The organism is Streptomyces sp. NPDC051576, from assembly GCF_040681835.1.
Taxonomy (GTDB): Bacteria; Actinomycetota; Actinomycetes; order Streptomycetales; family Streptomycetaceae; genus Streptomyces.
In genome coordinates this window covers 237,234-250,848 of the sequence record NZ_JBFAZO010000008.1, presented here as the reverse complement: position 1 = coordinate 250,848, position 13,615 = coordinate 237,234, and the positions used below count along the sequence as shown (strand labels likewise).

The window sequence follows — 13,615 nt, the reverse complement described above, 5'->3', positions numbered from 1 at the left end:
GCGCACCGACCCACCGCGGCCTCGCTGCGACGCGATCCAGCCCTCTGTCCCCCCTTCGACAACCATGCGCGGCCCTCACTCGTCACCATGGGTGGCGCGCATGTTTCGCGCGGCCGCACCCCCACCGACACTGCGCACCGGCACCGCGCAGGAATGAGGCCGTATGCTCCGCGTTCACTTCACCTCGCAGGATCTGCAGAACATCCGAGTCGCTCGCCAGCCGCATGCTCTCTGGGAACTCGTGTGCGGAGTCTGCCGGTTGGACGCGCGGCAAGGAGCACTCGAATTCGGACACTGGCGCCGTTCGGTGCGCGACGGGCTGGCCAGGGATCCGGTGGCCAGACGCGCCCTGTTGCCCCTGCAGACCCTGATTCCTCCTGTCGGCTACATTCCCGACTTCCTCACGCCCTCGGTCACGAGCGGCGGTCTGGCGGGCGGCCTCGACGAGGTACGGGCCACTCCGCGCGGTCGGCTGACCCGCGAGCTGACCCGGCTCGCCGAGTCCCGGCCACTCCCCTCGTGGGTGTCCACCCTCAACAGGCCGGGTACCAAGGCCCTGGGGGCGTTGACGCGAGCCCTGGAACTGTCCTGCAAGACACTGCTCGAACCGTACTGGCCCCGCGTCCAGACGGCCGTCGCCAACGATGTCGAACTGCGTTCCCGCACACTCCTCGACGGCGGCACCTCCGCCCTGCTCAACACGCTGCGCCCGCACGCCCGTTGGCACGCTCCCGTGCTTGAGGTGGAGTATCCCGTCGACCGCGAACTCCATCTGGAGGGACGCGGTCTGCTGCTCATCCCCTCCTACTTCTGCTGGCGCAGGCCCACGGCCCTCGCGGACCCCGCGCTCGGTCCGGTGCTGGTCTTCCCGGTCACCAAACAGCCCTTGGAGATCGTCCGCGCCGGCAAGGACGGGCTGGAACGGCTTCTCGGGCGCACCCGGACGGTCGTCCTGGCGCATCTGGCCACCCACGGGGCGCGTACGACGTCCGAGGTGGCGTCGGCGGCCAACATCGCGCTGCCGAGCGCCAGTTACCAGCTCGGGGTGTTGCGCGACGGGGGCCTGATCGCCAGCCATCGGGACGGCCAGTACGTCCGGCACTCGGCGACGCCTCTGGGGTTACGGCTGCTGGACCGATAGGCCGGGGAAAAGGGACGGGCGCCGCGCACATCTCGGCCACTTCGCGAACATCCTTGCTGCCCTGCTAGATTGCCGACCACCACATGAGCCTTCTCGGCGCGGACTCCGATCCGCCGAGGAGGCTTTCTTCATGCCCTGGGGCCGCTTGCCCCGGCACTGGTCGACCCACCGTGAGGCGCTCGCCCCACCCGTCGGGTCCCCGTTCCCCACCCGCCAGAGGAGATCCATGTCATGAGCCCACGAACGAACACCGCGGCAGCAGCGGGTACTTGGCGACTCGGTGACCTGACCGTCAACCGCGTCGGGTTCGGCGCGATGCGCCTGACGGGGACCGCGCCCTTCGACCGCGGGGTGCCGCGGGACCGCGATCGGCCGATCGGCGTGCTCCGGCGGGCGGTCGAACTCGGCGTGAACCACATCGACACCGCCGCGTTCTACTTCTCGGCGACGCGTTCCGCCAACGAGCTGATCAACCGCGCGCTGGCGCCGTACCCGGAGGACCTGGTCATCGCCACCAAGGTCTGGCCGGGCCGCGATCCCTCGGGCGCGTGGTGGTGGGCCGAGCCTGCGCAGTTGCGCGGCCAGGTCGAGGAGAACCTGCGCCAACTCGGCCGCGATCACCTGGACGTGGTGAACCTGCGTGTGCCACCGAGCCGGCGGACCAGCCCGATCGGCGAGCACTTCGGTGTGTTGGCGGAACTCCGCGATGCCGGGCTGATCCGCCACCTGGGCATCTCCAACGTCACGCCTGAGCAACTGGCCGAGGCCCAGGCCATCGCCCCGGTCGTGTGCGTGCAGAACCCTTACGGGATCGGTGCGCCGAGCGAGGACCAGGCGCTCCTGCGGCTCTGTGGTGAACTCGGCCTTGCCTTCGTCCCGTTCTTCGCGATCGCCGGTCCCGGACGCGAGGCCGGTCCGGCCGCGAATGACAGCGAGGAGGTGTCCGCCGTCGCCCGTGCGCACGGTGTGTCCGTCGCGCAGGTGCGGCTGGCCTGGACTCTGCAGCAGGGACCGCATGTGCTGGCGATCCCGGGGACCGGTGATCCGGACCACCTCGCGCAGAACACGGCGGCCGGCGCGCTGCGGCTCTCGGAGGAGGAGATGGCACGCCTCGCCACACCGTGGCCGGCGGTCAGCGGTGTGGATCGGTGATCTCCCGCAGTGCTTCCAGCGCCTGTCTCAGCTGACGGGTGCGCGCGGGGCCCAGGTGGGCCGTCCACTTCGCCTGGATGTCGCGGACGACGGGCAGGCTCAGTTCGACGAGTTCGTGGCCCTGGGCGGTGAGTGTGACCAGCCGGGCTCGTGCGTCGCGCGGGTCGGGTACGCGCCGGACGTAGCCGGCCCGTTCGAGCTGGTCGACGATCGACCCGATGGTCTGCTTGCTGACCTGTGACGCCTCGGCCAGCTCGGCCAGTCGTGAGCCCTCCGGGCCGATCCGCTGGAAGACCCGTGCCTGGGTGAGCGAGATGTCGTGCCCGGCGGACTTCAGGGCGGCCATCACGGCCGACTCCATGAAGCGGTACGGGATGAACATCAGGAGTCCCAGGTTGAGCTCGTCGGTGTCGTCGTCGGTCATGCCGCCATCATTGCAGAAGGTCCGAACCTCGTACTAATATGGTCCGAGGTTCGGACTTTTGGAGGCTGTTATGGGCGACTCTGACCCCTACTGGTCCGCTGTCCGCGCGACCCGTCTGCGGATCGCCGACCTGCTGGAGGAACTCGGCCCGGCCGAATGGGAGCAGGAGTCGCTGTGCCGGGGCTGGCGGGTGCGGGACGTCGCCGGACACCTCGCGCTGGTGCCCACCATCACCACCTGGGACATGCTCGCGGTCGCACCGCGCGCACGGTTCAGCCCCGACCGGATCAACACCGTGCTGGCCCGCCGGCACGGCTCCCGCGATCCCGCGGACCTGGTCGCCGCCATCCGCGGCCACGCCGGCACCCGGCGCACGGCGAAGGTGCTGGACACCCGCAACGCGTTGTTCGACGCGATCGTCCACAGCCAGGACATCGCCCTCCCGCTCGCTCGACAGCTTCCCGTCCCGGCCGAACACAGCCGGGAAGCGCTGCGGCGGGTATGGGCGATGGGCTGGCCGTTCCACGCCGAGCGCCGCCTGGCCGGCTTCACCCTCCGGGCCACCGACACCGACTGGACGGCGGGCGACGGGCCGGAGATCGCCGGGCCCGCCCTGGCCCTGCTGCTGCTCTCGACCGGACGCACCGCCTGTCTGCACACCCTGCGGGGCGACGGCGCCGACCGGCTCAAGTCCTCGCACGAGAAACGGAGCACCTGATGCGTCGCACCATAGGAATGACCCTCTGCGCAGTTCTTGCCGTAGTCGACCTGGTCGGCATCATCGGCCTCTGGCAGCATGCGGGGCCGCCGCCCGGCGTCGCCATCACCGGCGCGGTGCTGGGTGCCGTCACCCTGGCGGCCTACCGGCCCGCAGACCGGGGCGACATCCGCGCCCTGCGGGTCGTCGTCGGCTCGCGGGTGGTCTCGGCCCTCCTCGGCATCCCGGTGTTCTTCACCTCGGACGCGCCCAACTGGGCCCGGACCGTCGTGGCGGTCCTCATCGCCGGCACCGCCGTAGCCGTCGCGATGCTGGCGCCCGTGCTGTCACCCGCCGCCCGCCCGGCCAAGGCCGAGCATGCCTGACGCCACACCGGCCACATCACCTCGCGGGCGCGGTGGCCACCGTACACAGGGGGACGGTGGCCACCGCGGCCTCGGGTCGGCCCGCCCGCAGGGACCCGGTACCTCACTCCATCTCGGCGAAGACGCTGGAGTCCAGGTGCCCCAGCAGGTCGGCGGGGTCCCGGTACACCGCGTGGGCGCCGGCCTCTTCCAGGTCGGCGCGTGGGATCCCGCCGGACAGGACCGCCACCGGGACCACCCCGTCCCGTACGCCTGCCTGCATGTCCCAGACGGTGTCGCCGACGAACACGGCTCGTTCGCTCGGTACGCCGGCGAGTTCTCTGGCCTGATGGACCGGATCGGGGGCGGGTTTGCCGTGGGTGACGTCGTCCGCGCTGGCCGCCTGGCGGATGACGTCGTCCGCGTCGATGGCTCGCCGTAGCGCGGAGAGTTCCGCCCCGCTCGCCGAGGTCGCCAGGACGATCTCCCAGCCCCGCCCGGCCAGGGCGCGCAGCAGGTCGCCGGCCGCGTCCAGCGACGGGAGCCGCTCGAAGTACGTGGCGTAGAGGGCGTGGTGGGCCGCGGCGAGTTGCTCGTCCTCGTCGGGATCCCGGTCGACGTCGCCCAGCAGGTGGTCCAGCAGGTCGTCGCCGCTGAGGCCCACCGCGCGGTGGATGTCCCGCATGGGGACGTGGTGGCCCGCCTGCCGGAACGCCTCCCACCAGGTGACGACGTGCAGGTGGTTGGTGTCGACGAGTGTTCCGTCGACGTCGAAGATCGCGGCGCGTTTCGTGGTCATGACGGATGCCCTCGCCCTCTCACAGTTCCCGGAGGGCGGGGAGCAGCTTCTGTTCGGCCCATTCCAGGTACGGCTCCTGCTGGTCGCCGCCGATCTGGACGAGGGCCACCTCGGTGAACCCCGCGTCGACGTAGGGGCGTACGGCCTCGACGACCGCCTCGACGTCGTCGCCGCAGGGGATGGACTCGGCCACGTCCTCGGGTCGTACGAACCGGGTGGCGGCCTCGAACGCGGCGGGCCCCGGGAGTTCGGAGTTGACCGGCCAGCCGCCGCCGAACCAGCGGAACTGGTCGTGCGCGCGGGCGATGGCCGCGTCGCGGTCGGTGTCGTAACTGATCGGCAGTTGGCCGACCTTGGGCTTGCCCGTGCCGCCGTGGTCGTCGAAGGCGGAGACCAGTTCCGGCTTGGGCTCGGTGGCGATCATCAAGTCGGCGGCGTGACCGGCGAGTTCGCAGGAGCTGTCACCCGAGACGGCGACACCGATCGGCGTGGCCTCGGCGGGCAGATCCCACAACTTGGCGTTCTCCACGTCGAAGTGGGCGCCGTGATGGTTGACGTTCTCCCCCGCGAAGAGGGACCGGATGATCTCCACGGCCTCCTCCAGCATCTCAAGGCGGACGTGTGCGGCGGGCCAACCCCCGCCCACCACATGCTCGTTGAGGTTCTCCCCCGAGCCGAGTCCGAGACGAAAGCGGCCTTGGGAGAGCAGCTGGAGGGTGGCGGCCTTCTGGGCGACGACCGCCGGGTGGTAGCGGGTCGTCGGGCAGGTCACGTAGGTCATGAGGGGGATGCGTTCGGTGGCCTGCGCCGCCGCGCCGAGCACGCTCCACGCGTAGGAGGCGTGGCCCTGGGACTCCAGCCAGGGGAAGTAGTGGTCGGACGTGACCGAGAAGTCGAAGCCGGCCCGCTCGGCGCCGACCACGTGGTCGACGAGTTCCCGGGGACCGGTCTGCTCGGTCATCATCGTGTACCCGATCTTCGCCATGTCGCTCATCTCCTCGTCGTGGGTCGCGGGTGGACGGTCTTCCGTCACCGCCTGGTGGTGAGCCGCAGGTCGACCTCCTTCTCCTGGTCTCCCGACGCCGCGCCCCAGTGGTCCACGGCGAAGGTGGCGCTCAGGGCTTCGAACAGTTGGTCCACGGCGAGGTAGCCGCCCTGGAGTGTGGCGGAGACGGAGCCGGTGAGGGGCCTCGGGTCGGTCGGGACGCGCTCGCGTGTGGGCTCGAACTCCGCGGTCCACACAGGGAATTGGTCGCCCGGCTGCTCGTGCGGCACGTCGTCGTGGGGTCGGTCGCCGGGGAACGCCGTCCGCAGCACGCCGAAGACGGTGGCGGCGTCCTCCCTGGACGCTCCGGTCAGGGACACAGTGGCCATCAGGGGCTCTCTCCTGGGTGGGGGCAAGGTTCGTGTGAACCCGTACGAAGTCGATCTGAGGCGCGAGTACCCAGGACGGCGATGTTGACGCGGACGGACGTGTGCCGTGGCCCTCAGGTGCGTTCCTTCTTGGGGAAGACGTACTCGTCGAGGACCAGGCCGATGGCGACGGCGGCCGGGATCGCGACGAGGGCGCCGATGATGCCCAGCAGCGCTCCGCCGACCAGCACCGCGACGATGGTGACCAGCGGGTGGACGTCGACGGCGAACTTCATGGTCCTCGGCACGATGAGGTAGTCCTCCGCCACCCGGAAGACGATGTAGAAGACGGCGGTCGCGATCGCGATGGGCAAGGACACGGAGAGGGCGACGAGGCTGACGACGATTCCGGCGAGGGTGGAGCCGACGATCGGGATCAGGTCCATCAGAGCGGTGAAGATGCCCAGCGCGGCGGCATAGGGGACGCCCGTCGCCAGACACCAGCCGAAGGTGGCGGCTCCGGCGATCCCCGAGGTGATGAGGTTCCCGAGCATGTACTTGCCTATCCGGCTCATGACCTCTTCGGCCACGCCCTCGACGCGCTCACGGCGGCTGACGGCCACGAAGCGGTAGCAGAACTGTTTCATGGCCGGCAGCGCTGCCATGCAGTACAGGGTCACCGTGATCACGATCGCCGTGGACGTGAGGGTGCTGAGGACCATCTGGCCGGCGCCCAGGACGCCCCCTGCGAGGCCGCTCGCGCTGCCTCCTGAAGCGATCTCCTGCTTGGCCCTCTCGACCACGTGGTAGCGGTCCTCCAGGCGGCCGATCGTCGACTGGTGGTTGTGGAGCTGCTCCAGCCAGCCGGGCACCGCGTCGACCAGTGAGCTGATCTCCTTGGTCACCGGCGGAATGACCAGGGCCAGGAAGCCGCCGAGTACCACGATGAACCCGGTGAGGACGATCGTGACGGCCCAGCCACGCCGTAGACCCCGGCGTGTGAACCACACGACGAGCGGTTCCAGGCTGATGGCGATGAACACGGCCAGCAGGATCAGGGTCAGCATCGAGCTGACCCGCAGCACGGTCTGCACGGCGAGCCACGCCAGGCTCGCGCCCAGACCCAGGGCGAAGCCCACCCGCGTCCAGGACCGCCGGCGTCCGCCGCGTGCTTCTCGCCGCGTGGGCTCCAGGATGTTCCCGGAGCCGGGCGCGGAGCCGTTCACACCGGCCTGCTCCGGCGCGCCGTGCTCCTCCCGAGCGGACTCGGGCTCGGACTGGGCAGACATCGCGACGCCTCTCACGGGTAGGTGGCACCGTTCCCGGGTACCCACGCACTTCGCTCGTATCGCATCGATCTCTTCCGGCGGGAGTCACTCAGCGTGATCGATCTGGATCCCTTCACCGACCTGCTCGACTACCCGATGTACGTGGTGACCGCCGAGGCCGACGGGGAGAGATCCGGCTGTCTGGTCGGATTCGCCTCGCAGTGCTCGATCCGGCCCGCCCGGTTCATGGTGTGGCTGTCCAGGGCCAACCGGACATACAGGGTGGCGGAGCGTGCCGAGCGGCTCGCGGTCCATCTGCTCCGCCGTGACCAGGACCGGCTGGCCCGGCTCTTCGGCGGGGAGACCGGCGACCGCACCGACAAGTTCGCGGCGGTCGCCTGGCATCCGGGGCCCGGCGGGCCGCCGGTCCTCGACGAGGCTCCCGCCTGGTTCGTCGGTCGTGTGCAGAACCGGGTCGACGGCGGCGACCACGTCGGCTTCCTGCTCGCGCCGGAGGCGGCGGAGAACCTCGTGGGAGGCGACACGCCTCTGCTGACCTTGGCCGACGCTCTCGACATCGCCCCGGGTCATCCGGCGGACTGAGCCGCCGGCTACCGCGCGCGCCGGTGCCGTAGCACCGCCCCGAACGCGACCGCCGCCGCGCCCGTCGCGGCGCCCAGCACGAGGCCGGGGTGGCGCGCGAGTGCCGCCTCCGCCGAGCGGGGGTGGGCCGTCGCGTCGAAGGAACCGTGGGCTCCGTAGTCGTGTTCCGGGGCTTCGTCCGCCGGGTGCCATAGGTTGGCCGGCCGGGCGGCCGAGGCGCCGTCGTCGGTCTGCTGCGAGGCGTAGCCCGTGCGCGCGAGGTAGCGGTCCAGCAGGCCGGGGGCGACCTTGTTGGCGAGGACGGTCGCGGCGGTGGACGCGCCCACGTAGTACTGCTTGCGGTGCGGATGGTCCGCCGCGTTGACCACGGCCCGGGCGGCCACCTCCGGCTGGTAGATGGGTGGTACGGGCTGCGGGTTCTTCGGGAGCCGGGACAACACCCAGGAGAACTGCGGGGTGTTGACCGCCGGCATCTGCACCACGGTGATGTTGACGTGGCTGTGCTGGTGCATGAGTTCGGTGCGCACGCTCGATGTGAAGCCGTTGACCGCGTGCTTGGCGCCGCAGTAGGCCGACTGGAGCGGGATGGACCGGTCGCCCAGCGCCGAGCCGACCTGCACGATCACGCCGGTGTCCCGGGGGATCATGCGCTGGAGCGCGGCCCGGGTGCCGTTCACGAAACCCAAGTAGCTGACTGCGGTGACCCGTTCGTACTCGGCGGGCTCGATCTCCATGAACGGCGCGAACACCGACGTGAACGCGTTGTTGACCCACACGTCGATCGGCCCGAAGGCCTCCTCGGCGGCGACGGCCGCGGCCTCGACCTGTGTCCGGTCGGCCACGTCGGTGGGTACGGCGAGGGCGTGGCCGCCCCCGTCCTCGACCTCGGCGACCGTGGCGTCGAGGCCCGCCTTGCCGCGTGCGAGGAGGACGACGTTCGCGCCCCGCTCGGCGAAGAGTCGTGCGGTCGCCCGGCCGATTCCGGCGCTGGCGCCGGTGATGACAACGGTCTGCTGGTTCATGCTCGTCCTGTTCGTCGCGGAAGTGAAGAGGGCTCGGCGAGGGTGGCGGCGGTTTCGAGCAGGAGGGCGTGGACGAAGGCCTGCGGGAGGTTGCCGCGCAACTGCCGTTGGGCGATGTCGTACTCCTCGGAGTACAGTCCCGCCGCTCCGCACGCCTGCCGGTTGCGCTCGAACCAGCGGAAGGCCTCGACCTCCCGTCCCTGGTGGTGTTCGGCCAGTGCCGTCACGAACCCGCAGAGCAGGAAGGCTCCTTCGGCCTCCTCCAGTGGGCGTTCGTCGTGCCGGAAGCGGTAGGCGCAGTAGTCCTGCGTGAGGTTCTCGGTGTAGGCGCGGAGGGTGGCGCGGGTGCGCCGGTCGTCGGCCGGGAGCAGTCCCCGTACCGGGGGCAGCAGCAGGGCCGCGTCCAACCCGGTGTCGTCCGGGGCTCGTTGCCAGTGTCCGTCGGGGTGCGTCGCGTGGGCCGCGGTGTGCGTGAGGATCATGTCGGCCAGCTCGGTCCACTCGCGCCTGCGGGCCGCGTCGGGCGCCACGTCGGCGATCCTGCGCAGTCCCGCGGCGCAGATCAGCCGGCTGTGGGTCCAGGCCCGTTCGTCCAACTCCCAGATGCCCGCGTCCGGTTCGCTCCAGCGGGCTCCGATGGCGGCCACGGCGATCTCGGCGGCCCGGCGCCCGGCGCGGTCGAGCCGGCCTTGTCGCGCGGCGGCCGAGAACAGCAGCAACGCCTCACCGAACACGTCGAGTTGGAACTGGCGGTTGGCCTGGTTGCCGATCCGGTCGAAGCCGCCCGGATAGCCCGGAAGTCGGAGCGTGCGCTGATCGGGCACGGGGCCGCCGTCGACCGTGTACGCCGGTCTCAGTTTCGGACCGTCCTCGTGCAGCCGTGCGCCCACGAAGCGAACCGCCTCGTCCAGCAAGGGGTGTTGGCCGGCCGCGGCCGCGGCTTGGCCCGCGTAGCACTGGTCGCGGATCCACGCGTAGCGGTAGTCGTAGTTGCGTCCTTCCTCGGCGCGCTCGGGGAGACTGGTCGTCGCCGCGGCGACCATGCCTCCGTCCGCGCTGGTCATGCCCCGCAGTACGGCGTAGGCCTGCCGGGCGTCGCGGACGGCGACGGTGCGGTCGAGTGCGGGCACGGCGTCCGACCAGGCTCGTTCGGTCCGGGACCACGCCATGGACGCGACGGGAAGGGGGACGTCGGACAGCGGGGACCCGCCGAGTTCGAGCACCAGGTCGTGCTGCTCTCCGGCGTCCAGGGCCAGGTCGAGGGTGAACTGCCCGCCCGTGGAGGGGGTTTCGGTGAGCGTTGCGTCGCTGCCGCCGGTCCAGCGCAGGTACTGGTCGCCGATTCGCGCGGTCCACACGCCGTCGTCGTCGCGGTGCGTCTCGTGCAGGGGCTGGGCGCCGTACTCGGCGAGGGGGTGCAGCACCACCCGGACCCGGGCCGGTCCCTCGGTCGCCGACACGCGCCGCAGCAGGACGAGCCGGTCCCGTTCGCCTGGATACGCCAGTGCTTCCCGGCACTCCACGATCCCGTCCTCGGTGACCCAGCGGCCGCGCCAGATGAGGGAGCCCTCCTCGTAGTGTCCGCCGGGTACGAAACGGCCCCTCGGTGTGACGGCGTAGAGACCGGCTCCGCCGATGAGGGCGGAGAAGACCGCCCCACTGTGCCAGCGGGGCGCGCACAGCCAGCCGATCTCGCCGCGCGGGCCGACCAGCGCCCCGCGTTCGCCGTCGGCGAGGAAGGCGTAGTCGTGCAACGCCTGGGGCGGGTAGGCGTCGTGCTCGTCGATCTCCCGCGTGTGCGGCGTGTTCATCCCAACTCCCTTCCTGTCCCGGCCTATCCGGTGCGGTACTTCTCCGCACGGTCGGTGCGGAGCGTCAGGCCGTGACCGGGGGCGCCGTCGGCGCCCGGGCGGACGCTGCCGCCCTGGGGGTCGAGGGTGCCGTCGAAGAAGAGGTCCTCGATGCGGGTGTGGTCGTGGAACCACTCCAGATGGCGGAGGTTGGGGATCGCGGCCGCCGCGTGGGCGTGGACGTGCGGGGCGCAGTGCCCGGAGAGTTCCAGTCCGGCGGCCTCCGCGAGGGCTGCCGCGCGGAGCCAGACGGTGATGCCGCCGCAGCGGGTGACGTCCGCCTGGAGGCAGTCCACGGCTCCGGCGCCGAGCATCTGACCGAAGTAGGCGAGGGTGTAGCCGTACTCCCCCGCCGTCACCTCCGGGGCGACGGCGGCCCGGATCTGTGCCAGCCCGGCCGGGTCGTCCGAGGAGACCGGCTCCTCGAACCACGTCACCCCGTGCTCGTCGAGGTGGCAGGCGATCCGGATCGCCTGTTTGCGCCCGTAGCCGCCGTTCGCGTCGACGTACAGCTCCGGCGCGTCGCCGATGGTGTGGCGGGCCCGGGCGATCCGCTCGCGGTCCCGCCGCTCGGCCCGGCCCCAGGACTCCCCGATCTTGATCTTCACCCGGGGGATGCCCTGTTCCTCGGTCCAGTGGCGCAGTTGACGATCCAGTTGGTGCCGGTCGTAGGTCGTGAAGCCGCCGCTGCCGTACACGGGCACGTCGGTGCGGCTCGCTCCGAGCAGCCGGGTCAGGGGCAGGTCGAGGAGGCGGGCCTTCAGGTCCCACAGGGCGATGTCGACGGCCGAGACGGCGCCGGCGACGAGACCGGGCCGGCCCGCGTTGCGGACCGTCCTGGTCATCGCCTCATTGGCGGCGGGGATGTCCCAAGCGCTCAACCCGGTGACAGCGTCGGCGAGTTGCTCGGCGACGACCTGGGCGGTCGCCGCCGCGCCGTACGTGTAGCCGAGGCCGGTGACACCGCCCGCCCGGACCTGGACCACCACCATGGTGGTCGAGTCCCAGGCCAGCGTGCCGTCGCCCTCGGGTGCGTCGGTGGGGACCGTGTACACGGCGGTCTCGACGCCGTCGACGAGCGGCTCACTCCCCCGGGCGGTGCGCGGGTTCATCGGTCCTCCCGGCCCTCCCCCGCGTCGGGCTTGTCCTCACGGTGCTTCCCGCCGGGCAGCATCTCCTGCACCTTGGCCTTCAGCCCCTGCCGGATCATGCCGGCCCGATCGCTGTCGCCCTTGAGGACGGAGGAGGCGGCGGCCTCGATCTGGTCGAGGCTGGCGTGCGGCGGGATCGGCGGTACGGCCGGGTCGGTCCGGAAGTCGATGACGAACGGCCGGTCGGCGCCAAGGGCCCGCTGCCAGGCGTCGGCCACCTCCCCGGGCTTCTCCACCCGCACCCCGCCGAGGCCGATCGAGCGGGCGAAGTCGGCGTAGGGCACGTCCGGGATCGACTGGGAGGGCAGGAACTGCGGGGCGCCGGACATGGCGCGCATCTCCCAGGTCACCTGGTTGAGGTCCTGGTTGTTGAGGACGGCGATGATCAGCCGCGGGTCCTCCCAGTCGGGCCAGTACTTCGCGGCGGTGATGAGTTCGGCCATGCCGTTCATCTGCATGGCGCCGTCGCCCACGATGGCGAGCGCGGGTCGGTCGGGGTGGGCGAGCTTGGCGCCGATGACGTAGGGCACGCCGGGCCCCATGGTCGCAAGGGTGCCGGACAGGGAGCCGCGCATGTTCCCGCGCATCCGCAGGTGCCGGGCGTACCAGTTGGCGGCGGAGCCGGAGTCGGCGGCCAGGATCACGTCGTCCGGCAGCAGGGCGTCGAGGGCGTGCACGACGTACTCGGGGTTGATCGGGTCCGCGTCCACGGCCGCGCGCCGCTCCATGACCTCCCACCAGCGCGCCGTGTCCTTCTCGATCTTCTTGCGCCACTTGCCGTGCTCCTTCCGCTTGAGCTGCGGCAGCAAGGCCTTGAGCGTCTCCTTCGCGTCGCCGACGAGGTTGACCTCGAAGGGGTAGCGCAGCCCGATCATGAAGGGATCGATGTCGATCTGCACGGCCCGTGCCTGGCCGAACTCCGGCAGGAACTGGGTGTACGGGAAGCTGGAACCGATGACGAGCAGGGTGTCGCAGTCCTGCATCAGCTCGTACGACGGCCGGGTGCCGAGCAGGCCGATCGAACCGGTCACGTACGGCAGGTCGTCCGGCAGCGCGTCCTTGCCCAGCAGAGCCTTGGCCACCCCGGCACCGAGCACGTCGGCGATCTCCTCGACCTCGGCCCGGGCACCGCGCGCGCCCTGTCCGATCAGGATCGCGACCTTCTCCCCCGCGTCCAACACCTCGACGGCACGGGCGAGATCGGACGCGGCCGGGACCGGAGCGGAATGCGTCAGACCGAGACTGGACGGCACCATCTTGAAGGCGTGGGTGGGTGCCGAGTAGTCCAGCTCCTGCACGTCGGCCGGGATGATGACCGCGGTCACCGTGCGCTTGGCGTACGCGGTGCGCAGTGCCCGGTCGAGGACGTTGGGCAACTGCTCGGGGACGGTCACCATCTCGCAGTACTCGGAAGCGACGTCCTTGTACAGGCTCAGCAGGTCGACTTCCTGCTGGTAACTGCCGCCCATGGCACTGCGGTTGGTCTGTCCGACGATGGCGACGACGGGGACGTGGTCGAGCTTGGCGTCGTAGAGGCCGTTGAGGAGGTGGATGGCGCCGGGGCCGGAGGTGGCGGCGCAGACGCCGACCTTGCCGGAGAACTTGGCGTAGCCGACGGCTTCGAACGCGGACATCTCCTCGTGCCGGGACTGGACGAACGTCGGCTTGTTCTCGGATCGTCCCCAGGCGGCGAGCAGACCGTTGATGCCGTCGCCCGCGTAGGCGAAGACATGGTCCACGTCCCACTCGCGCAACCGCTGGAGAACGTAGTCGGACACCTTGGTGGACAC

14 protein-coding genes are annotated in these 13,615 nt (G+C 71.0%); 5 read left to right on the top strand and 9 right to left on the bottom strand.

Going from position 1 to position 13,615, the window contains the following annotated elements; translation table 11 throughout:
* Positions 1-163: 163 nt before the first annotated feature.
* A complete protein-coding gene (locus tag AB0M63_RS26750) occupies positions 164-1,141 on the top strand; it encodes a winged helix-turn-helix domain-containing protein (protein ID WP_355908729.1) in 978 nt (325 codons plus the stop codon).
* A gap of 231 nt (positions 1,142-1,372) precedes the next feature.
* Positions 1,373-2,293 carry an aldo/keto reductase gene (locus tag AB0M63_RS26745; RefSeq protein WP_366021186.1) on the top strand — a complete coding sequence of 307 codons (921 nt, stop codon included), beginning with the start codon at positions 1,373-1,375 and terminating at the stop codon, positions 2,291-2,293.
* Here the strand turns inward: AB0M63_RS26745 and AB0M63_RS26740 are convergent.
* On the bottom strand, positions 2,274-2,717 hold the full coding sequence (locus AB0M63_RS26740; protein WP_366021185.1) for a MarR family transcriptional regulator: 444 nt from the start codon (positions 2,715-2,717) through the stop codon (positions 2,274-2,276). The genes AB0M63_RS26745 and AB0M63_RS26740 overlap by 20 nt on opposite strands.
* 70 nt (positions 2,718-2,787) lie before the next feature.
* Between AB0M63_RS26740 and AB0M63_RS26735 the strand changes: the two genes are divergently transcribed.
* Both AB0M63_RS26735 and AB0M63_RS26730 read left to right on the top strand, forming a co-directional pair.
* Positions 2,788-3,435: a maleylpyruvate isomerase family mycothiol-dependent enzyme gene (locus tag AB0M63_RS26735; protein ID WP_355908720.1), complete on the top strand. Its 648-nt coding sequence runs from the start codon at positions 2,788-2,790 to the stop codon at positions 3,433-3,435.
* Positions 3,435-3,800 (top strand): hypothetical protein, encoded by a 366-nt coding sequence (locus tag AB0M63_RS26730; protein WP_366021184.1) that lies wholly within the window; start codon positions 3,435-3,437, stop codon positions 3,798-3,800. Before AB0M63_RS26735 ends, AB0M63_RS26730 begins: the two co-directional genes overlap by 1 nt.
* A 103-nt stretch (positions 3,801-3,903) precedes the next feature.
* Here AB0M63_RS26730 and AB0M63_RS26725 read toward each other — a convergent pair whose 3' ends face one another.
* The 4 genes from AB0M63_RS26725 to AB0M63_RS26710 form a co-directional block, all read right to left on the bottom strand.
* Positions 3,904-4,578: an HAD family hydrolase gene (locus AB0M63_RS26725; protein WP_366021183.1), complete on the bottom strand. Its 675-nt coding sequence runs from the start codon at positions 4,576-4,578 to the stop codon at positions 3,904-3,906.
* 19 nt (positions 4,579-4,597) lie between these two features.
* The gene (locus tag AB0M63_RS26720) at positions 4,598-5,563 is read right to left on the bottom strand and encodes an LLM class F420-dependent oxidoreductase (protein WP_355909214.1); all 966 of its coding nucleotides are present in this window, start codon (positions 5,561-5,563) and stop codon (positions 4,598-4,600) included.
* Positions 5,564-5,607: 44 nt separating this feature from the next.
* Positions 5,608-5,952, bottom strand: a complete 345-nt coding sequence (locus AB0M63_RS26715; RefSeq protein ID WP_355908712.1) for a hypothetical protein — start codon at positions 5,950-5,952, stop codon at positions 5,608-5,610.
* Positions 5,953-6,065: 113 nt separating this feature from the next.
* The gene (locus AB0M63_RS26710) at positions 6,066-7,220 is read right to left on the bottom strand and encodes an AI-2E family transporter (RefSeq protein ID WP_355908709.1); all 1,155 of its coding nucleotides are present in this window, start codon (positions 7,218-7,220) and stop codon (positions 6,066-6,068) included.
* Between the two features lie 93 nt (positions 7,221-7,313).
* Between AB0M63_RS26710 and AB0M63_RS26705 the strand changes: the two genes are divergently transcribed.
* Positions 7,314-7,802, top strand: a complete 489-nt coding sequence (locus AB0M63_RS26705) for a flavin reductase family protein (protein ID WP_366021182.1) — start codon at positions 7,314-7,316, stop codon at positions 7,800-7,802.
* An 8-nt stretch (positions 7,803-7,810) separates the two neighbouring features.
* Here AB0M63_RS26705 and AB0M63_RS26700 read toward each other — a convergent pair whose 3' ends face one another.
* The 4 genes from AB0M63_RS26700 to AB0M63_RS26685 are packed head-to-tail and all read right to left on the bottom strand — an operon-like array spanning position 7,811 to position 13,615.
* Positions 7,811-8,824 carry an SDR family oxidoreductase gene (locus AB0M63_RS26700; protein WP_366021181.1) on the bottom strand — a complete coding sequence of 338 codons (1,014 nt, stop codon included), beginning with the start codon at positions 8,822-8,824 and terminating at the stop codon, positions 7,811-7,813.
* Positions 8,821-10,635: a glycoside hydrolase family 15 protein gene (locus tag AB0M63_RS26695; RefSeq protein WP_366021180.1), complete on the bottom strand. Its 1,815-nt coding sequence runs from the start codon at positions 10,633-10,635 to the stop codon at positions 8,821-8,823. The genes AB0M63_RS26700 and AB0M63_RS26695 overlap by 4 nt, the downstream gene beginning before the upstream one ends.
* 23 nt (positions 10,636-10,658) lie before the next feature.
* Positions 10,659-11,786, bottom strand: a complete 1,128-nt coding sequence (locus AB0M63_RS26690) for an enolase C-terminal domain-like protein (protein ID WP_366021179.1) — start codon at positions 11,784-11,786, stop codon at positions 10,659-10,661.
* The gene (locus tag AB0M63_RS26685; protein ID WP_366021178.1) at positions 11,783-13,615 is read right to left on the bottom strand and encodes a thiamine pyrophosphate-requiring protein; all 1,833 of its coding nucleotides are present in this window, start codon (positions 13,613-13,615) and stop codon (positions 11,783-11,785) included. The genes AB0M63_RS26690 and AB0M63_RS26685 overlap by 4 nt, the downstream gene beginning before the upstream one ends.

Excerpts from the sequence above, each read along its gene's own strand:
- AB0M63_RS26690 (WP_366021179.1), bottom strand. The coding sequence starts at position 11,786 with ATGAACCCGCGCACCGCCCGGGGGAGTGAGCCGCTCGTCGACGGCGTC.
- AB0M63_RS26740 (WP_366021185.1), bottom strand. The coding sequence starts at position 2,717 with ATGACCGACGACGACACCGACGAGCTCAACCTGGGACTCCTGATGTTC.
- AB0M63_RS26745 (WP_366021186.1), top strand. The coding sequence starts at position 1,373 with ATGAGCCCACGAACGAACACCGCGGCAGCAGCGGGTACTTGGCGACTC.
- AB0M63_RS26700 (WP_366021181.1), bottom strand. The coding sequence starts at position 8,824 with ATGAACCAGCAGACCGTTGTCATCACCGGCGCCAGCGCCGGAATCGGC.
- AB0M63_RS26725 (WP_366021183.1), bottom strand. The coding sequence starts at position 4,578 with ATGACCACGAAACGCGCCGCGATCTTCGACGTCGACGGAACACTCGTC.
- AB0M63_RS26710 (WP_355908709.1), bottom strand. The coding sequence starts at position 7,220 with ATGTCTGCCCAGTCCGAGCCCGAGTCCGCTCGGGAGGAGCACGGCGCG.
- AB0M63_RS26720 (WP_355909214.1), bottom strand. The coding sequence starts at position 5,563 with ATGGCGAAGATCGGGTACACGATGATGACCGAGCAGACCGGTCCCCGG.
- AB0M63_RS26735 (WP_355908720.1), top strand. The coding sequence starts at position 2,788 with ATGGGCGACTCTGACCCCTACTGGTCCGCTGTCCGCGCGACCCGTCTG.
- AB0M63_RS26715 (WP_355908712.1), bottom strand. The coding sequence starts at position 5,952 with ATGGCCACTGTGTCCCTGACCGGAGCGTCCAGGGAGGACGCCGCCACC.
- AB0M63_RS26750 (WP_355908729.1), top strand. The coding sequence starts at position 164 with ATGCTCCGCGTTCACTTCACCTCGCAGGATCTGCAGAACATCCGAGTC.
- AB0M63_RS26695 (WP_366021180.1), bottom strand. The coding sequence starts at position 10,635 with ATGAACACGCCGCACACGCGGGAGATCGACGAGCACGACGCCTACCCG.
- AB0M63_RS26730 (WP_366021184.1), top strand. The coding sequence starts at position 3,435 with ATGCGTCGCACCATAGGAATGACCCTCTGCGCAGTTCTTGCCGTAGTC.